The sequence below is a fragment of the Pseudomonas sp. GW821-FHT09A09 genome (assembly GCF_059418405.1).
The window spans coordinates 76,628-94,968 of the sequence record NZ_JBWKPU010000018.1; the positions used below are offsets into that span (position 1 = coordinate 76,628).

Genomic DNA, 18,341 nt, shown 5'->3' on the forward strand with positions numbered 1-18,341 from the left:
GCAGGCAAGCCAGCTCCCACCTTTGGAATGCATTCCCCTGTGGGAGCTGGCTTGCCTGCGATGAGGCCGGAGCAGACAACCTCAGGCTCGAAACTGCCCCAGACTCGCCTTCAACTGCGCCGCCAACCCATCCAGCACCTTGCCACTGGCCGTGGTCTCCACGACCGCCTGCGCCGCACGCTCGGCCTGGGCATGAATCACCTCGACCCGACCACGCACCGCATGGGCGCCCTGAGCTTGATGCTCGGCCGCACGCGTCGCCAAACCAATCGCCGCATGCACCTGCTCCACCGAAGCCTGCACCGTCTGCTGCAGGCGCACGCTGTCACGAAGCACCAGCAACCCTTCGCTGGCCTGGCGCCCGGCCTTGCCGATGGTTTCCACCGCCTCACGCGCACCTTGCTGCAACGCCACGATGTGCGCCTGGATGTCGCCGGTCGAACTCTGGGTCTTGCTCGCCAGCGCACGCACTTCGTCCGCCACCACCGCAAACCCGCGCCCGGTCTCACCGGCACGCGCCGCCTCGATTGCCGCATTGAGGGCCAGCAGATTGGTCTGCTCGGCGATGCCATGGATCACCGTCAACACCACTTCAATCTGCTCGCTTTGCTGCGCGAGCCGCTCGATCACTGTGGACCCGGCCTGCACCTGCCCCGCCAACGCTTCGATCAAACTGCCGACTTCCGCCGAAGTGCGTGAGTTCTCATCCGTGGCCTGGCGAATATCCACCACCTGTTGCAACGCCGCCTGCATGGCGTGACTTTCAGCCTGGGCTTCATCGGCCATCTGCGACAACGCGCGCAGGCTCTCGGCCACTTCATCACGCTGCAAACCCGCCGCCGCATCGGCCCCAGCATTGCGCAGGGTCATCGCGCCGATTTCCACGCCGGTACGCTGGGCCACATCGCCCGCCTCACGCACGATCGGCTGCAACTTATCGACAAAGCGATTGACGGCCGACGCCATGTCGCCGATTTCGTCTTTGCTGCTGATCTGCACACGCTTGGTCAGGTCGCCCTCGCCCGCGGCCAAGTCGTCCATGGCCGCGATGAGTAGCTTCAAACGGTTGACCACACGACGCCCCAACACGATGGCGATCAGCAGCAACACACCAAAACCCACCAGCGCCAAGCCCATGCCGATGCGCCAGCGCAAGGTGCCCGCGGCGTCCTGCACGGCGCTGCTGGTGTTGGCGGTCATCTGGGTGGCGGTGGCTTGCGCGGACTGCAGGCGCGCGCCCATGGCCGCAGCACTGTCGGCCGCTGCGCCCTTGAGGCTATCGCCAACCAATTGATCACCACTGGCGATCAGCGCAGTAAAACGCTTGTCCAGCGCGGCCAAGTCGGCCTCCACCGCTGCGGTGGAAACCCCCATGCGCACCTTGCCGATCTCCACGCCATTGGGGCTGATGGACGCTTCGACGTAGAACACGGAAGGGTCATCTTTCGCCGCATCCAACACTTTATCCAGGGCACGGTCGCCCTTGCCCTTTTCCAGCAGCGCCTGATTGATCGGGTTTTCACGGTTGAGGTAGCGGGTCAAATGCTCACCCGCCGCGTCGTCATAGACCACGAACAGCACGTTGGGATTGCGCTGCGCACGCCGGGCAAACTCCGACAACGTCGGCACGTCGCTGTCCCACATGGCGCGGGGTGCCACCGAGGCCAGCAGCTGTGCCATGTCATTGGCAGAGTCTTTCAGGTCTTTTTCAAGGGTCGCACGCAGTTGCTTCTGCTCTTCCTGCAGGCGAGTCGAAAGCCCCGCAGTCAGGCGCTGACGTGTGCTGGTCGACAGGCTGTCCAGGCTGGACGTCACTTCCTTGCCGGCTTGCGCCAGCTCGCCAGAGAGTTTCTGGCTGTCGATACCCAGGCGATTGCCCAAATCCGCTTCCAACGCAGTGACGGTGCTCCGCGTCAGGGCGACGGCCACCAGCACCTGCACCAAAAGAGCGATACCTAGGGTAACGAACACCGGCCGCAACAGCCGGCTTTGTAACAATGAGAGAACGGCAGACACTGGGAATCCCTCCACCACGGGTGCCATTAATTTGATAGCACCGCGAAAGAAAGAACCATAGCAAGGGTCGTGCCGTTTGCCAGCCAGAAACGACAAAGGGCTCCCGAAGGAGCCCTTTGCTTTCTACATCAACAGCTTATTAAGCGAACGGGTGACGCAGAACGATGGTCTCGTTGCGGTCCGGGCCCGTCGAAATAATGTCGATTGGCGCGCCGATCAGCTCTTCCACACGCTTGATGTAAGCGCGAGCGTTGGCTGGCAGCTCTTCCAGGGTCTTGGCGCCCACGGTCGATTCAGTCCAGCCCGGCACTTCTTCGTACACAGGCTGCAGGCCTACATAGCTGTCAGCGTCGGTCGGAGCAACGTCTTTGCCCTCTGCATCTTTGTAGCCAATGCAGATGTTGATGGTTTCCAGACCGTCGAGTACGTCCAGCTTGGTCAGGCAGATGCCCGAGATGCTGTTCACATCGATAGCGCGACGCAGGATAACCGCGTCGAACCAGCCGCAACGACGAGCACGGCCAGTGGTGGCGCCGAACTCGTGGCCTTGCTTGGCCAGGTGCGCACCGACTTCGTCGAACAGCTCAGTCGGGAACGGACCGGAGCCTACGCGTGTGGTGTAAGCCTTGGTGATGCCCAGGATGTAGTCCAGGAACATCGGGCCAACGCCCGAACCGGTGGCAACGCCGCCAGCGGTGGTGTTGGAGCTGGTCACGTACGGGTAGGTGCCGTGGTCGATGTCCAGCAGGGAGCCTTGGGCGCCCTCGAACATGATGTCCTTGCCCGCGCGACGCAGGTCGTGCAGCTCAGCGGTCACGTCCAGCATCAGCGGCTTGAGCAGTTCAGCGTATTCCTTGCACTCGGCCAGGGTCTTTTCGAACTCGATGGCCGGTTCTTTGTAGTAACCCACCAGCATGAAGTTGTGGTAATCCACCAATTCACGCAGCTTGTCTTCAAAGCGCGGCATGTTGAGCAGGTCGCCTACACGCAGGCCACGACGTGCAACCTTGTCTTCGTAGGCCGGGCCGATGCCACGACCGGTGGTGCCGATCTTCAGCTCGCCACGGGCCTTTTCACGGGCCTGGTCCAGCGCAACGTGGAAGGACAGGATCAGCGGGCAGGACGGGCTGATACGCAGACGCTCGCGCACCGGTACGCCTTTCTCTTCCAGCTTGGTGATCTCGCGCAGCAGGGCGTCAGGTGCAACCACCACGCCGTTGCCGATCAGGCACTGCACGCCTTCGCGCAGTACACCCGACGGGATCAGGTGCAAGACGGTTTTTTCGCCATCGATGACCAGGGTGTGGCCAGCGTTGTGGCCACCTTGGTAGCGCACTACGGCGGCAGCATGTTCGGTCAGCAGATCAACGATCTTGCCTTTGCCCTCATCACCCCATTGGGTGCCCAGGACTACGACATTCTTACCCATAACACTTGTCCTCATTCGCGCAAACTTGGTGCCGGCGATGGCCGGCAGGAAAACTCAAGAAGCCAGTGGCGATACTTGCCAAAGCCCGTTCTGCAGAATCAATTGCTGGTCGCAGTCCGCTTCACGGGCGGCGGCCAATGGCTGCCCAGGCAAGGCCTGGACGACACGCTGACCCTCACTGCGCAACTGGCAAACCCGCTGCCAGAGTGCTGCGTCCGTACTGTCGGGCATCCAGATGCCACCAGACGGTAGCTCGACCTCAGCACGCCCCAGGGTCACCAGGGTTTTCAAATCGGTAGAAAAGCCAGTCGCCGGACGCGCGCGACCGAAGTCAGCGCCGATATCGTCGTAACGACCGCCTTGGGCGATGGCTTGACCAACACCCGGCACAAACACCGCGAACACCACACCGGTGTGGTAGTGGTAACCGCGCAACTCACCCAGGTCAAAGTACAGCGGCAAGTCCGGGAACCGCGCCGACAACTGCTCGGCAATCGCCAGCACGTCGTCCAGCGCAGCCAATACCGGCGCCGGCGCATTGGCCAGGCGCTCGCGGGCGGCTACCAGCACTTCACGGCCACCGCACAGGTTCACCAGCGCACGCAGCATGTCAGCCAGGTCGGCAGGCACGCCAGCGGTCAGCGCGATGACTTCATCGATGGCCTTGCGTTGCAGAGCATCGAACAACTGTTGCTCCACTTCACCGGACAAACCGGCCGCACGGGCCAGGCCACGGTAGATACCGACATGGCCCAGGTCCATGTGCACATCCGGCACGTCAGCCAGTTGCAGCATGGCCAGCATCAAGCTGATCACTTCAACGTCGCTGCTCGGGCTGGCGTCGCCGTACAACTCGGCGCCCAACTGGATCGGGCTGCGGGACGACGACAAGGCACGCGGCTGTGCATGCAGCACACTGCCGGCATAGCACAGGCGGCTCGGGCCTTCACGACGCAGGGTGTGCGCATCGATGCGCGCCACTTGCGGGGTGATGTCGGCACGGAAGCCCATTTGCCGGCCCGATTGCGGGTCGATGACCTTGAAGGTGCGCAGATCCAGGTCCTGGCCCGCGCCGGTCAGCAGGGATTCCAGGTACTCGATATGGGGGGTCACGACAAACTCGTAACCCCAGCTCTGGAACAGATCCAACACCTGCCGACGCGCTACTTCGATGCGCGCAGCTTCCGGTGGCAGTACTTCTTCGATGCCATCTGGCAGCAGCCAGCGGTCTACCGTTGCCATTACGCCATTCCCCTATGATCCGGGCGGCCAGCCCTCGGCCGAGCCTTGAGTGAAGCAGAAAATGCCCGGCCCCTGCATAAACAACGCGCAAGAACGACGTGACGAATGGCCTGCTAGCGGCCTCGTCGGGCACTTTCCTCGAAAACCTGTGGCGTCTGCGCGGCCAAACAACAATCAAACATGCAGACGCAAAAAAGCCGGGAATTTCCCGGCTGCCGCATCATACACCCGTTTTCTGAAAGGATCACCCCGCCAGGCGTTTTAGCCGCCCGACGGAGTGGGTCCTACACAGTGACGAGCTGATTACTTGGCTTTTTCCAGGTAGCGGAAGAAATCGCTACTTGGGTCCAGCACCATGACGTCGGTTTTGTTCGCGAAGCTTTCACGGTAGGCACGCAGGCTACGGTAGAACGCGTAGAACTCCTGGTCCTGGCCGTAGGCCTTGGCGTAGATCGCCGCGGCTTGAGCATCGCCATCACCACGGGCCTCTTCAGACTCGCGATAGGCTTCGGCCAGCAGTACACGGCGCTGACGGTCGGCATCCGCACGGATACCTTCAGCCAGTTCGTTACCCTTGGCGCGGTGCTCACGGGCCTCACGCTCACGCTCGGTGCTCATACGCTCGAACACGCTGCGGTTCACTTCTTTCGGCAGGTCGATGGCCTTGACCCGGACATCGATCACTTCGATGCCCAGCTCTTTTTCCGCCATGGTGTTCAGCGAACGCGTGATGTCAGCCATCAGCGCGTCACGTTCACCGGAGACCACCTCGTGCAGGGTTCGCTTACCAAACTGGTCACGCAGGCCCGATTCCAGACGGCGCGACAGACGCTCGTCGGCAATCTGCTTGAGGCCGGAAGTCGCGGTGTAGAAACGCTCGGCGTCCTTGACGCGCCACTTGGCGTAGGCGTCAACCATCACGGCTTTCTTTTCCAGGGTCAGGAAGCGTTGTGTCGGTGCATCCAGCGTCATCAGGCGGCCGTCGAACTTGCGCACCTGGTTAACGTAAGGGACCTTCACATGCAAACCTGGCTGGACATCCGCCTGCACCACACGACCGAATTGCAGCAACACCGCGCGCTCGGTCTGAGACACGATGTAGAAGCAGTTCCAGGCAGCGATGACCACGACGACACCCACAATCAGGGCTGTCAGCGATTTATTGCTCATCAACGACTCTCCCTGGTACGTGTTTGCTGTTGCAGCAAGTCTGCGGCCGCACGGGCGCTCGCTTCATTGGCAGCGGCATTCGAACTGGTGGACGGCGCGCTGGTACCGCTACGGCCCCCTTCGATCATCTTGTCCAGCGGCAGGTACAGCAGGTTGTTCTGCCCACCTTTGCTGCCGGTCACGAGAACCTTGCTGGTGTTGCTGAAGACTTCCTGCATGGTGTCCAGGTACAGACGCTCACGGGTCACTTCAGGTGCCTTGCGGTACTCGGCGACCAGCTTGGTGAAGCGATCCGCCTCACCCTTGGCGCGGGAGACCACTTCGTCACGGTAACCGTTGGCATCCTCGAGGATACGCTGGGCCTGGCCACGGGCTTCCGGCACGACGCCGTTGGCGTAGGTTTCAGCCTGGTTGCGCGAACGCTGCTCGTCTTCACGGGCGCGGATCACGTCATCGAAGGCTTCCTGCACTTCACGCGGTGCCGCTGCGCTCTGTACGTTCACCTGGGTAACGGTGATGCCGGTGCGGTAGGTATCGAGGAACCGTTGCAGGCGCTCCTTGATTTCGCTGGCCATCAATTCACGACCTTCCGTCAGCACCTGGTCCATCGCGGTAGAACCGACGACATGGCGCAGGGCGCTTTCGGTAGCGTGTTGCAGGCTGATTTCCGGCTGATCGACGTTCAGCACGAAGTCCTGCAGGTTGCTGATCTTGTACTGCACGGTCAGCGGCACTTCGACGATGTTCTCGTCTTCGGTCAGCATCTGGCCCTGCTTGGTGTAGGCACGCTCACGCGTGACGTTCTCCATGTACTTCTTGTCGATCGGCGGGAAATAGATGTTCAGGCCCGGCCCGACCGTCTCGTAGTACTTGCCGAAGCGCAGCACCACGGCTTGCTCCTGCTCGTCCACGACGTACACGGCGCTGTACAGCCAGACGGCCGCCAGCACGACAAGGCCCAGGCCGAGCAGGCCATAGCCACCGCCCTTGCCTGTGCGACCGCCGTCGTCACCACCACGTTTTTTTCCACCACCGAACAACCCATTCAGGCTTTCCTGCAGCTTTCGGAAGGCCTCGTCGAGATCTGGTGGCCCCTTGCGGTCGCCATTATTGCGGCGTTTACCACCCCAAGGATCCTGATTATTCGAGTTGCCACCCGGCTCATTCCAAGCCATAGCGCTCTCCATCTGATAAAGCAAAGACGCACCCACGGCGCGCCGACCAATGCTACAGAATGCCTGCTACTGCGGCACAACCGCTTTCGGAGGCTTTTATTGCAAAGTGTGTTGTTCGATGAACTCTGTCGGCACCACGCCTTCACGGCTGACCAGCCGATTCAGCTCCGAGCGCGGCAATCGAACGGCCAGCAAGCTGACACCTTCTTCGTCGTGTTCTTCTTTCTGTACCGCGCCCAACTCGAAAAACTGTGCACGCAGTCGAGCAAAACGCTGGGGCAAGCGCAAGGTGCCGACGAACAAATCACTGCCGAGCAACTCGGCGATGGCTTGCTCGAGCAGTTCCAAACCACTGCCATCACGCGCCGACAGCCAGACCCGCTGGGGCTTGCCGTTTTCGTCGCGCTGGATTTGTGGCTCAACGCCTTCAAGCAAATCGAGTTTGTTATAGACCTCGAGGATCGGCAAGTCCTGGGCCCCAATCTCACCCAGCACCAGCATCACTTGCTCGATCTGCAACATGCGATCCGGTTCGGCCGCATCGATCACGTGCAACAGCAGGTCGGAATTGCTCGATTCTTCGAGCGTAGACCGAAATGCCTCGACCAGCTTGTGGGGCAAGTGACGGATGAAACCCACCGTATCGGCCAGGACAATCGGCCCAAGGTCAGCCAGGTCCAGACGGCGCAAGGTCGGATCAAGGGTGGCGAAGAGTTGGTCGGCCGCATACACGTCGGACTTGGTCACGTTGTTGAACAGCGTGGATTTGCCGGCGTTGGTATAGCCCACCAGGGAAACGGTCGGGATATCCGCGCGGGAACGGCCGCGGCGCGATTGCTCGCGCTGGCTGCGCACTTTCTCCAGGCGGCCCTTGATCTGGCGCAGGCGAACCCGCAGCAGTCGACGGTCGGTTTCCAACTGGGTTTCACCCGGACCGCGCATGCCGATACCGCCACCTTGACGCTCAAGGTGAGTCCAGCCACGAACCAGCCGGGTGCTCATGTGGTCAAGCTGGGCCAGTTCTACCTGGAGCTTGCCTTCATGGGTGCGGGCGCGTTGGGCGAAAATATCGAGAATCAGGCCGGTACGGTCGATCACGCGACACTCGAAAACACGTTCGAGGTTACGTTCCTGACTGGGCGTGAGGGTGTGATTGAAGATCACCAGATCGGCTTCTTCGGCATGAACCAGGTCGCGCAGTTCCTCGACCTTGCCGCTGCCAATCAGGAATTTGGCGGTTGGCCGATGACGCGGCACGTTAAAAAACGCAACGGTCTCGGCGCCGGCCGAATTTGCCAACTCCTGAAACTCCTGCGGATCTTCGCGCGCCTCAGGGTCCTGTCCATCCAAGTGAACGAGGATGACTCGCTCACCACCACCGTGGCGCTCAAAGAACAAAGGAGACTCCTATCAGGCGTTACCTGGCTCAGCGTCAGCTGCATCATCACCGGTAGCGCTAGGCAGACGGATTGGACGAACTGGAACGACTGTCGAGATAGCGTGCTTGTAAACCATCTGGCTGACGGTGTTCTTCAGCAGGATCACGAACTGGTCGAACGACTCGATCGTGCCTTGCAGCTTGATACCGTTGACCAGATAGATGGAAACCCCCACTTTCTCTTTACGTAAAGTATTCAAGTAAGGGTCTTGTAGCGAATGCCCTTTTGACATGTGCCGCACTCCTTTAAGGATCAATAATAAAAAATCGGAAAATAGATAGCTTATGGCCGTCACACCCCCAAGGATAGACGGCAATTGCAAGGACTCAGCTCAATATGGAGACCGTTCCCAAGTATTTCAAGGCGCGTGACAGATTGTCGCTGTCCAGGCTGTCCAGCCAGTGCAAATCGCTCCAGCTGCGCAACCAGGTGAACTGGCGTTTCGCCAATTGGCGCGTGGCAATGATGCCGCGTTCCTGCATTTCGGCTGACGTCAGCTTGCCATCCAGATGATCCCAGACTTGGCGGTAGCCTACAGCACGTATCGAAGGTAACCCTGGATGCAGGTCACCTCTGGAACGCAGAGCTACGACCTCGTCCACAAACCCCTGTTCCAACATAATTGTGAATCTTTGTGCAATTCGTTCATGCAGCACCTGGCGATTTGCCGGAGCGATGGCCAGATTCGCCACAGTATAGGGCAATTGTGACGTGCCAGATGCGCCTGCGTCAGCACTTTGCGCACTTTGTTTCAGCCGATGTTCAGTCATGGTCTGCCCGCTCACCCGCCAGACTTCCAGGGCGCGCGTCAGGCGCTGGGGGTCATTGGGGTGAATACGGGCAGCGGACACCGGATCTACCGCAGCCAACTGGTCGTGCAGGGCCTGCCAGCCAAGTCGTGCAGCCTCTTCTTCAAGCTCGGCGCGCACTTGGGCGTCGGCGGGCGGCATATCGGCCAACCCTTCCTGCAAAGCCTTGTAGTAGAGCATCGTGCCGCCCACCAGCAGCGGGATATTGCCGCGCGCGGTGATCTCGGCCATGGCCGCCAGGGCATCGGTACGAAAATCCGCCGCCGAATAGCTCTCGGACGGGTCGATGATGTCGATCAGCTTGTGCGGATACTGGGCCAGCAGCGCTTTGGACGGCTTGGCCGTGCCAATGTCCATGTCCCGGTAAACCAGGGCAGAGTCGACACTGATCAGCTCGCACGGCAGCACCTTGGTCAGCTCGATCGCCAGGTCGGTCTTGCCGGCGGCCGTGGGGCCCATCAGGAAGATGGCGGGGGGCAAGGCACTCATCAGCGGCCGCGCAGGAACAGTTTGTCCAGATCGTCCAGGCCCATCTGGGTCCAGGTCGGTCGGCCATGGTTGCATTGCCCGCTGCGCTCGGTGTTTTCCATGTCGCGCAACAAACCGTTCATTTCCGGCAGCGCCAGGCGGCGATTGGCACGGATGGCGCCGTGGCAGGCCATGGTGCCGAGCAATTCGTTGATGTGGGCCTGGATGCGGTCACTGGTGCCGTACTCCATCAGGTCCGCCAGCACGTCGGCGACCAGGCGGTTGGCCTCAGCCTGCTTGAGCAGCGCGGGAATCTGGCGGATCGCCAGGGTTTCCGGGCCCAGGCGTTGCAGCTCAAAGCCCAGGCTCTGGAACACGCTGGTGTGTTCTTCGGCACAATCGGCCTCACGCTGGCTCACGGCCAGGGATTCGGGCACCAACAGCGGCTGGCCGCTGAGGCCTTCGCTGGCCATGGCGATCTTCAGGCGCTCGTACATGATCCGCTCGTGGGCGGCGTGCATGTCCACCAGCACCAGCCCATGGGCGTTTTCCGCCAGGATGTAGATGCCCTTGAGCTGCGCCAGCGCGTAACCCAGCGGCGGAATATCCCCGCCACCTTCTGGCAAGGCAACAGGCGCGCCCGACTCGGCACCGGGCAGCGGTGCGAAAAACTCGCGGTACGCCGCTTGGGCCTCGGCTACCGGCACCATCGACTGCGGACGCGGGGTGTATTGGTACTGATAGCCCGCACCCGAGCCAGAACCTGGCGCGCTATACGACGGCTGTGGCGCAGGCGACTGCAGCAAGTTGCCCGCCAGGCTCATTTCGCCTTGGGGGCCGAACTCGCCGGCTTCCGGGCCGCTCGGCCGCACCACGGCCGTCACAATCGGCGCAGACAACTGGTCATCCGGGCGCACATCACCCAACGCGCGGTGCAAGGTGCCGTAGAGGAAGTCATGCACCATGCGCCCATCACGGAATCGCACTTCGTGCTTGGTCGGGTGCACGTTGACGTCGACCACCGAAGGGTCGACCTCAAAAAACAGCACAAACGTCGGGTGCCGCCCATTGAACAGCACGTCGCGATAGGCCTGGCGCACCGCGTGGGCCACCAGCTTGTCGCGCACCGCACGGCCGTTCACGAAGAAGTACTGCAAGTCCGCCTGGCTGCGGGAGAACGTCGGCAAACCGACCCACCCCCACAGGCGCAGGCCATTGCGCTCGATTTCAATCGGCAGCGCCTGCTCCAAGAAGCCCGAGCCACAAATCGCCGACACCCGGCGCGCACGCGCGGCATCGTCATGGGCTTCGTGCAGGCTGAGAATGGTCTTGCCGTTGTGACGCAGGTGAAATGCCACGTCAAAACGCGCCAAGGCCAGGCGCTTGATGACTTCTTGCAAGTGATCGAATTCGGTCTTTTCAGCCTTGAGGAATTTGCGTCGCGCCGGGGTATTGAAGAACAGGTCGCGCACTTCCACCGAGGTACCCACCGGGTGGGCGGCCGGCTGGACCCGCGGCGCCATGTCACGCCCCTCGGTTTCCACCTGCCAGGCCTGATCGGCGCTGCGCGTGCGCGAGGTCAGCGTCAGGCGGGCCACGGAACTGATGGACGCCAACGCCTCACCACGAAAACCCAGGCTCATCACGCGCTCAAGGTCTTCCAGATCGCGAATTTTGCTGGTGGCGTGTCGGGCCAAAGCCAGCGGCAAGTCATCGGAGGAGATGCCGCTGCCATCATCGCGCACGCGCAGCAGCTTGACGCCGCCCTGCTCCACATCCACATCAATACGCTTGGCGCCGGAGTCGATGCTGTTTTCCAACAGCTCCTTGATCACCGATGCCGGGCGCTCAACCACCTCGCCTGCGGCAATCTGGTTGGCAAGACGCGGGCTGAGCAGCTCGATGCGCGAGCCGTTGTTCAAGACTGATTCGCTCATTACTGCGCCGCCAATTCAGTGCCGGGGATGGTCAACACCTGGCCGACTTTCAACTCATCGGTTTTCAGGTTGTTTGCACTGCGCAGCGTTGCGGGTGAAACCTGGAAACGCACCGCCAACATGGCCAGGGTGTCGCCGGGCTGCACGCGATGATCACGCGGGCCCTGGGCGATTTTCCCGGAGTCACGCAGCCAGGCAATGTAGGTGCCCGGTGGCGGGTTTTGCTGGAAGAACTGGCGGATACCCGCGCTGATCGAACGCGCCAACGCCTGCTGGTGGCTTGCGCTGGCCAGCTTGGACGCCTCGTTGGAGTTGGAAATAAACCCGGTCTCCACGAGGATCGACGGGATGTCCGGCGACTTCAACACCATGAACCCGGCCTGCTCCACGCGCTGTTTATGCAGCGAGGTCACGCGACCGATGTTGCTCAACACCTTCTGACCGACGTTCAGGCTGGAGGTCAGCGACGCGGTCATGGACAGGTCGAGCAGCACGCCGGCGAGCATCTTGTCCTTGTCGTCCAGGGACACGTTGCCGGCCCCGCCGATCAAGTCGGAACGGTTTTCGCTGTCGGCCAGCCAACGGGCGGTCTCGGACGTAGCACCGCGATCCGACAAGGCAAACACCGAGGCGCCGAAGGCGGCAGCCGAAGGGGCGGCGTCAGCGTGGATCGACACAAACAGGTCGGCGCCTTTCTTGCGCGCGATCTCGGTACGGCCGCGCAACGGAATGAAATAGTCACCGGTACGCGTCAACTCGGCACGGTAGCCTTTCATCGCGTTGACCTGGCGTTGCAGCTCACGGGCGATGGCCAGTACCACGTCTTTTTCATGCTGGCCGCGGGAACCGGAAGCGCCCGGGTCTTCACCGCCGTGGCCGGCGTCGATCACCACGATAATGTCGCGCTTACCGGCCGGTGCCGGTGGCGGCGGCGGCAATTTCACCTGCGGCTGCGACGGGTTGACCGGCACGGCAGGTACGGTCGCTACGCTCGGAGGCGGAGCGGGTGGCGGGTTGGCATCGGCGGCGTTGTCGAACAGGTCGACCACCAGCCGGTTGCCATATTGCGCGTTGGGCGCCAGCACAAAACTTTTGGGGGTCACGGCCTTTTTCAGGTCGATAACCACACGCAGGTCGGTCGGCGTGCGCTGAGCCGAACGCATGGCAGTAATCGGGGTGTTGGCGGTGGAGACTTTCAACGGCGCGGCCAGAGTCGCACCGTTGATGTCGATCACCAGGCGATCAGGTGCCGTCAGGGTAAAGACACTGTGCTGGACCGGGCCAGACAGGTCGAACACCAGTCGCGTGTTATCCGGCGCTCGCCACAGGCGAACACTTTTCACCTGTGAAGCAGCCAGAGCATTGACAGTCATTGCCGCAAGCAACACCCCTACGACAGCAACCAACGCGCGAAAGCGCATACCTAACCCCACCAATTATTTGAATTCCAATGCCAAAGCGGCGCACCACGACTGGCCGCGCGCGCTCTGGGGCAACAACTTCAGCTGACGTCCGTGCTCATGCGGCGTAATGGTAATGGTCAGGTCCGGCTTTGGCAAAAAGCCTGTGCCTTTATCTGGCCACTCGATCAGGCACAGCGCGTCTTCATCGAAATAGTCGCGAATGCCCATGTATTCCAGCTCTTCGGGGTCTACCAGGCGATAAAGGTCGAAGTGGAAGGCCCGTACGGCACCGATTTCGTAGGGTTCTACCAGGGTGAACGTAGGGCTTTTTACTGCCCCTGTATGGCCCAACCCTCGGATAATCCCTCGCGACAAGGTGGTCTTGCCCGCGCCCAGGTCACCCTCAAGAAAGATCAGCCCCGCCCCCGTTGTCACCTGGGCAATGCGATTACCGAACGCCACCATGGCGTCTTCATCGGCCAGGAAAAGGATTACTTCAGACACGGCGATTGCTCCTCCAGCAATTGACGAATGGCAGGTATCAAGTCGCTGGCAGCCAAGCCGCGACCAAAGGTACCCTGGCGATCCCCCGCCGTGGCGTGCAACCACACGGCCAGGCAACTGGCCTCATAAGCCGGCATGCCTTGGGCGAGCAACGCGCCCACCAGGCCGGCCAGCACGTCGCCAAGCCCCGCCGTGGCCATCGCCGGATGGCCCTGGTCGCAGCGCGAAACACGTCCGTCCGGGCTGGCAATCAAACTGCCAGCCCCCTTGAGGATAGCCACTGCTTTGAATTTCTGACTCAGCGCGCGCACCACCTTAAGGCGATCGGCCTGAACCTCGTCTGTCGACAGGCCCAGCAAACGTGCCGCCTCACCCGGATGCGGCGTGATCACGCAGTTGGCCGGTAGCTGCACGCCGCCCTTGGCCAGTTGATTTAAGGCATCGGCGTCCCAGACCTGCGCCTGCTTGGCATTGGCGGCAACCGACAGCAGGCTTTTGCCCCACGCGGCCTCACCAAGGCCCGGGCCAATGACGATGACCGAGATTTTTTCCAGCAAGCCCATCAACTGGTTCGCCGAGCTGACGCCCACGGTCATGACCTCCGGCAACCGCGCCAGTGCTGCGGGCACATGCTCGGCGCGCGTGCCCAGGGACACCATGCCCGCGCCACTGCGCAAGGCGCTTTCGGCGCTCAGCAAGGCCGCGCCGCCAAAGCCGCGGTCCCCCCCGATGACCAGCAAGTGCCCGAACTGGCCCTTATGGGCGTCGGGTGAACGCGCAGCCAGTTGCGGCAAATGGCCGTGCAACAGGGGCTGAACGTCGGTTATTTCGTGTTTTGTCTGCGGCATGCGTCTTCGAGCTCCGATGTCTGGCAGAATTATACGCATCTAACCTGCGGTTTCCTGTGTCTCATGCCTGCCATTACCTCCGATCTGCCTGCCCTCGCCCAATCGATCAAAGACTGGGGCCGCGAGCTGGGCTTTCAACAAGTCGGCATCAGCGGCCTGGACCTGGGCGAGCATGAACAGCACCTGCAACGCTGGCTCGACGCGGGCTACCACGGCGAGATGGAGTACATGGGCGCCCACGGCAGCAAACGCTCGCACCCGGATGAGCTGGTGCCGGGCACGTTGCGTGTGGTGTCGCTGCGCATGGATTACCTGCCGGGCGACACACAAATGGCGCAACTGCTGGCCAAGCCGGAAAAAGCCTATATCTCGCGCTACGCCTTGGGCCGCGACTACCACAAGCTGATCCGCAAGCGCGTGCAGCAACTGGCCGAGCGCATTCAGGCGCAAATTGGCCCGTTTGGCTTTCGCGCCTTTGTCGACAGCGCCCCCGTACTGGAAAAAGCCATCGCGGAAAAAGCCGGGCTGGGTTGGATCGGCAAGAACACCCTGGTGCTCAACCGCAAGGCCGGTAGCTATTTCTTCCTGAGCGAGCTGTTTGTCGACCTGCCGCTGCCGGTAGACGAACCCCACAGCACCGAACACTGCGGCCGCTGCACGGCGTGCCTGGATATCTGCCCCACCAATGCCTTCGTTGGCCCCTATGTGCTGGATGCGCGACGTTGCATTTCTTACCTGACCATCGAGCTGAAGAACGCGATCCCCGAAGACCTGCGGCCGTTGATCGGCAATCGCGTGTTCGGCTGCGACGACTGCCAGATCGTGTGCCCATGGAATCGCTTCGCCCGCTCAACCGCCGAAGGTGACTTCAAGCCACGGCACAACCTGGACAATGCCGAGCTGGCGGAACTGTTTATGTGGGACGAGGATAAATTCCTCAGCAGTACCGAGGGCTCGCCGCTACGCCGCGCCGGTTACGAGCGCTGGCTGCGCAACCTGGCCGTGGGCCTGGGCAATGCGCCGTCGAGCATTCCCGTGCTGGAAGCCCTGAAGGCCCGCCGGGATTACCCGTCGGAGCTGGTACGCGAACACGTGGAATGGGCGCTGGCCCAGCACGCCAGCCGTTAATGCACGTCGTCGTTGTAGACGAACTTGGGCATTTCCCAGTGAAAACGGATCGCCAGCAGGCGCAGTAAAAAGCCGCTGAACAGGGTCAGCAGGATCGCTTGCTCGCTGGGCAATTCCAGGTAGAGGCACAGCATGTAGAACCAGGCGGCGAGGAACGACACGCTGGCGTACAGCTCACGGCGGAAGATCAGCGGGATGTCGTTGCAGAAGATGTCCCGCAGAATGCCGCCGAACACACCGGTGATCACGCCGCTGACCGAGGCCACGAGCATGCCGTGGCCCATTTCCAGCGCGGTCATGCAGCCAATCAGGGTGAAGGCCACCAAGCCCAGGGCGTCCAGCGCCAGGAATAACGAGCGCAGGTGTCGCATCAGTGGCGCGATGAAGATGGTCACCAGCGCGGCGATGGAGGTCAGCACCAGGTATTCGGGGTGCTTGACCCACGTCAGCGGGTAATGCCCCAGCAGCACGTCACGCACGGAACCGCCGCCCAACGCTGTCACACAGGCGATCAACACCACACCGAACCAGTCCATGCCGCGTCGCCCGGCGGACAGCGCGCCCGTCATGGCTTCGGCGGTGATGGCGATGAGGTAGAGCATCAACAGCATGATGGCGATCCTTGCAAAGAGGCGCGCAGTCTAATCATTTGGTGATGGCACCAAAAGGGGGCGCTTGGCGAAAGACCGCGCTGCCCTCATCGCAGGCAAGCCAGCTCCCACAGTTTGATGTGTGAATGCAATCAAATGTGGGAGCTGGCTTGCCTGCGATGGTGCCGGTTCAAGCGCCGCTTAATCAGGCCTTGATGAAATGCTTGCGGTAATGCTGCAGCTCGGCAATCGACTCGCGAATATCATCCAGCGCCAAATGCGTGCTGCCTTTATGGAAACTGTCTTTGACTTCCGGCGCCCAGCGCGCGGCCAGCTCTTTCAACGTGGACACATCCAGGTTGCGGTAGTGGAAGTAGCTTTCCAGCGCCTTCATGTGGGTATAGAGGAAGCGGCGATCCTGGCAGATGCTGTTGCCGCAGATCGGCGACTTGCCCTTGGGCACCCATTTTTCCAGGAAGGCGATGGTTTCGGCCTCGGCCTCAGCCATGCTGATACGGCTGTCGCGCACGCGCTGGGTCAGGCCGGAGTTGCCATGGGTGCGGGTGTTCCACTCGTCCATGGTGGCGAGCACGGCGTCGCTGTGATGGATGGCGATCACCGGACCTTCGGCCAAGGTGTTGAGGTTGCTGTCGGTGACAATGGTGGCCATCTCGATGATGACGTCGGTGTCAGGGTTCAGACCGGTCATTTCCAGATCGATCCAAATCAGGTTCTGTGGGTTTTGCATGGCTCTATTCTCTTGGCACCTTGGCGTAGCTGCGCAGTTTAGCAGGCGGGGCCGTGCTAGACTCGCGACCGTTTTACCCAACCTTTGCATTATCGACACGGAACACCCATGGCCAAACGCCAGCTCAATCGTCGCCAAAACTGGCGCATCGAAAAGATTCAAGGTGAACGCGCCGCTCGCGCCGCCAAACGTGAATCCTCCGCCGTGGAAGCGCTTGAGGGCGGCGACCTGGGCCCTGAACAAACGGGCCTGGTGATCGCGCACTTTGGTGTGCAGGTCGAAGTGGAGGCGCTGGAAGGCGAACTCGCCGGCCAGGTGTTCCGCTGCCATTTGCGCGCCAACCTGCCAGCGCTGGTGACTGGCGACCAGGTGGTCTGGCGTGCCGGCAACCAGGGTATCGGCGTGATCGTCGCCCAGTTGCCGCGCACCACCGAGCTGCGTCGCCCGGACAGCCGTGGCCAGCTCAAGCCGGTGGCGGCCAACGTCGACATGATCGTGATCGTGTTCGCGCCACTGCCCGAGCCCCATGCCAACCTTATCGACCGTTACCTGGTCGCGGCTGAACACGCCGGCATCCGGCCGCTGTTGCTGCTCAACAAGTACGACCTGATCGACGAACAGAACGCCCCGGCGCTGAATGCCTTGCTGGCGGTGTACCGCACCTTGGGCTACCCGGTGCTGGAAGTGTCGGCCCATCACGGCAACGGCATGGAACAGCTGCAACAGCAGTTGGACGGGCGCATCAGCGTGTTTGTCGGCCAATCGGGCGTGGGCAAGTCGTCGCTGGTCAACAGCCTGCTGCCGGAAGTCGAAACCCGCGTGGGTCCGCTGTCGGAGCTTTCCGGCCAAGGCACCCACACCACCACCACGGCGCGGTTGTTCCACTTCCCGGGCGGCGGTGAGCTGATCGACTCCCCAGGCATCCGCGAATTCGGCCTCGGCCACGTCAGCCGCAGCGACGTGGAAGCCGGTTTCATCGAGTTCAACGACCTGATCGGCACCTGCCGCTTCCGCGACTGCAAGCACGACCGCGAGCCGGGCTGTGCATTGCTCAAGGCGCTGGAAGACGGCCGCGTGCAGCAGCAACGGATGAACAGCTATCGGTCGATCATTGCGAGCTTGCCGGAAAGCAGTTACTGACAGGCCATTTCTTGATACATATAAAGGGCAACGTAAAGCTCCCTAGTCCATTGATTTAAAGGGAGTTGGCATCAAGAATTCGGCACAACTGGGTGGCTCGTCGACACAAGCCAGCTTGAATTCGAATTTCCCGATGCTCATAATCGCTCCGTCACCAGCGCAAGCTGGCAGGAGTCTGGATCCTTTTCGAAGTTGATCCAGCGGCGCAGAAGGGGCGAAGCAAGCTCCACTGCGTGTCGAATGAAGCCGCCTCCGGGCGGCTTTGCTTTTTGTGGGGAATTAACCATTGGCTCTC

At 61.6% G+C, this 18,341-nt stretch carries 16 protein-coding genes; 2 read left to right on the forward strand and 14 right to left on the reverse strand.

Features of this window, described 5'->3' with window-relative positions; translation table 11 throughout:
* Window positions 1–81: 81 nt before the first annotated feature.
* The 12 genes from AC07OV_RS17395 to AC07OV_RS17450 form a co-directional block, all read right to left on the reverse strand.
* The gene (locus AC07OV_RS17395) at window positions 82–2,016 is read right to left on the reverse strand and encodes a methyl-accepting chemotaxis protein (protein ID WP_494997906.1); all 1,935 of its coding nucleotides are present in this window, start codon (window positions 2,014–2,016) and stop codon (window positions 82–84) included.
* A gap of 139 nt (window positions 2,017–2,155) precedes the next feature.
* Window positions 2,156–3,445 carry an adenylosuccinate synthase gene (locus AC07OV_RS17400; protein ID WP_010213605.1) on the reverse strand — a complete coding sequence of 430 codons (1,290 nt, stop codon included), beginning with the start codon at window positions 3,443–3,445 and terminating at the stop codon, window positions 2,156–2,158.
* Window positions 3,446–3,499: 54 nt separating this feature from the next.
* The gene (locus AC07OV_RS17405; RefSeq protein ID WP_176997132.1) at window positions 3,500–4,687 is read right to left on the reverse strand and encodes an ATP phosphoribosyltransferase regulatory subunit; all 1,188 of its coding nucleotides are present in this window, start codon (window positions 4,685–4,687) and stop codon (window positions 3,500–3,502) included.
* A gap of 303 nt (window positions 4,688–4,990) precedes the next feature.
* Window positions 4,991–5,857 (reverse strand): protease modulator HflC, encoded by an 867-nt coding sequence (gene hflC, locus AC07OV_RS17410; RefSeq protein ID WP_105695167.1) that lies wholly within the window; start codon window positions 5,855–5,857, stop codon window positions 4,991–4,993.
* On the reverse strand, window positions 5,857–7,032 hold the full coding sequence (gene hflK, locus AC07OV_RS17415; RefSeq protein WP_176997133.1) for an FtsH protease activity modulator HflK: 1,176 nt from the start codon (window positions 7,030–7,032) through the stop codon (window positions 5,857–5,859). The genes hflC and hflK overlap by 1 nt, the downstream gene beginning before the upstream one ends.
* Window positions 7,033–7,128: 96 nt before the next feature.
* On the reverse strand, window positions 7,129–8,430 hold the full coding sequence (gene hflX, locus AC07OV_RS17420; RefSeq protein ID WP_178918678.1) for a ribosome rescue GTPase HflX: 1,302 nt from the start codon (window positions 8,428–8,430) through the stop codon (window positions 7,129–7,131).
* A 12-nt stretch (window positions 8,431–8,442) separates the two neighbouring features.
* Window positions 8,443–8,703 carry an RNA chaperone Hfq gene (gene hfq / locus AC07OV_RS17425; RefSeq protein ID WP_176997135.1) on the reverse strand — a complete coding sequence of 87 codons (261 nt, stop codon included), beginning with the start codon at window positions 8,701–8,703 and terminating at the stop codon, window positions 8,443–8,445.
* A 94-nt stretch (window positions 8,704–8,797) separates the two neighbouring features.
* Window positions 8,798–9,769 (reverse strand): tRNA (adenosine(37)-N6)-dimethylallyltransferase MiaA, encoded by a 972-nt coding sequence (miaA, locus tag AC07OV_RS17430; RefSeq protein ID WP_494997908.1) that lies wholly within the window; start codon window positions 9,767–9,769, stop codon window positions 8,798–8,800.
* Window positions 9,769–11,685 (reverse strand): DNA mismatch repair endonuclease MutL, encoded by a 1,917-nt coding sequence (mutL, locus tag AC07OV_RS17435; RefSeq protein ID WP_495092650.1) that lies wholly within the window; start codon window positions 11,683–11,685, stop codon window positions 9,769–9,771. The genes miaA and mutL overlap by 1 nt, the downstream gene beginning before the upstream one ends.
* Window positions 11,685–13,106: an N-acetylmuramoyl-L-alanine amidase gene (locus AC07OV_RS17440; protein WP_176997137.1), complete on the reverse strand. Its 1,422-nt coding sequence runs from the start codon at window positions 13,104–13,106 to the stop codon at window positions 11,685–11,687. Before AC07OV_RS17440 ends, mutL begins: the two co-directional genes overlap by 1 nt.
* A gap of 15 nt (window positions 13,107–13,121) precedes the next feature.
* Window positions 13,122–13,592, reverse strand: a complete 471-nt coding sequence (tsaE, locus tag AC07OV_RS17445; protein WP_176997138.1) for a tRNA (adenosine(37)-N6)-threonylcarbamoyltransferase complex ATPase subunit type 1 TsaE — start codon at window positions 13,590–13,592, stop codon at window positions 13,122–13,124.
* A complete protein-coding gene (locus AC07OV_RS17450; RefSeq protein WP_176997139.1) occupies window positions 13,580–14,440 on the reverse strand; it encodes an NAD(P)H-hydrate dehydratase in 861 nt (286 codons plus the stop codon). The genes tsaE and AC07OV_RS17450 overlap by 13 nt, the downstream gene beginning before the upstream one ends.
* A gap of 63 nt (window positions 14,441–14,503) precedes the next feature.
* On the opposite strand from AC07OV_RS17450, the gene queG reads away from it, so the two are divergent.
* Window positions 14,504–15,568 carry a tRNA epoxyqueuosine(34) reductase QueG gene (gene queG / locus AC07OV_RS17455; RefSeq protein WP_495092651.1) on the forward strand — a complete coding sequence of 355 codons (1,065 nt, stop codon included), beginning with the start codon at window positions 14,504–14,506 and terminating at the stop codon, window positions 15,566–15,568.
* On the opposite strand, the gene AC07OV_RS17460 is transcribed toward queG, so the two are convergent.
* Window positions 15,565–16,182 (reverse strand): trimeric intracellular cation channel family protein, encoded by a 618-nt coding sequence (locus AC07OV_RS17460; protein WP_495092657.1) that lies wholly within the window; start codon window positions 16,180–16,182, stop codon window positions 15,565–15,567. The two genes, queG and AC07OV_RS17460, sit on opposite strands and share 4 nt — an antisense overlap.
* A gap of 181 nt (window positions 16,183–16,363) precedes the next feature.
* On the reverse strand, window positions 16,364–16,906 hold the full coding sequence (orn, locus tag AC07OV_RS17465; protein WP_010213620.1) for an oligoribonuclease: 543 nt from the start codon (window positions 16,904–16,906) through the stop codon (window positions 16,364–16,366).
* Between the two features lie 108 nt (window positions 16,907–17,014).
* On the opposite strand from orn, the gene rsgA reads away from it, so the two are divergent.
* The gene (gene rsgA / locus AC07OV_RS17470; protein WP_176997141.1) at window positions 17,015–18,046 is read left to right on the forward strand and encodes a small ribosomal subunit biogenesis GTPase RsgA; all 1,032 of its coding nucleotides are present in this window, start codon (window positions 17,015–17,017) and stop codon (window positions 18,044–18,046) included.
* The last annotated feature ends 295 nt before the right edge of the window (window positions 18,047–18,341 follow it).

What these genes read in the sequence shown, in the direction of transcription:
- AC07OV_RS17400 (WP_010213605.1), bottom strand. Translation starts at nt 3,445, where the DNA reads ATGGGTAAGAATGTCGTAGTCCTGGGCACCCAATGGGGTGATGAGGGC.
- AC07OV_RS17405 (WP_176997132.1), bottom strand. Translation starts at nt 4,687, where the DNA reads ATGGCAACGGTAGACCGCTGGCTGCTGCCAGATGGCATCGAAGAAGTA.
- hflC (WP_105695167.1), bottom strand. Translation starts at nt 5,857, where the DNA reads ATGAGCAATAAATCGCTGACAGCCCTGATTGTGGGTGTCGTCGTGGTC.
- hflK (WP_176997133.1), bottom strand. Translation starts at nt 7,032, where the DNA reads ATGGCTTGGAATGAGCCGGGTGGCAACTCGAATAATCAGGATCCTTGG.
- hfq (WP_176997135.1), bottom strand. Translation starts at nt 8,703, where the DNA reads ATGTCAAAAGGGCATTCGCTACAAGACCCTTACTTGAATACTTTACGT.
- miaA (WP_494997908.1), bottom strand. Translation starts at nt 9,769, where the DNA reads ATGAGTGCCTTGCCCCCCGCCATCTTCCTGATGGGCCCCACGGCCGCC.
- mutL (WP_495092650.1), bottom strand. Translation starts at nt 11,685, where the DNA reads ATGAGCGAATCAGTCTTGAACAACGGCTCGCGCATCGAGCTGCTCAGC.
- AC07OV_RS17440 (WP_176997137.1), bottom strand. Translation starts at nt 13,106, where the DNA reads ATGCGCTTTCGCGCGTTGGTTGCTGTCGTAGGGGTGTTGCTTGCGGCA.
- AC07OV_RS17450 (WP_176997139.1), bottom strand. Translation starts at nt 14,440, where the DNA reads ATGCCGCAGACAAAACACGAAATAACCGACGTTCAGCCCCTGTTGCAC.
- queG (WP_495092651.1), top strand. Translation starts at nt 14,504, where the DNA reads ATGCCTGCCATTACCTCCGATCTGCCTGCCCTCGCCCAATCGATCAAA.
- orn (WP_010213620.1), bottom strand. Translation starts at nt 16,906, where the DNA reads ATGCAAAACCCACAGAACCTGATTTGGATCGATCTGGAAATGACCGGT.
- rsgA (WP_176997141.1), top strand. Translation starts at nt 17,015, where the DNA reads ATGGCCAAACGCCAGCTCAATCGTCGCCAAAACTGGCGCATCGAAAAG.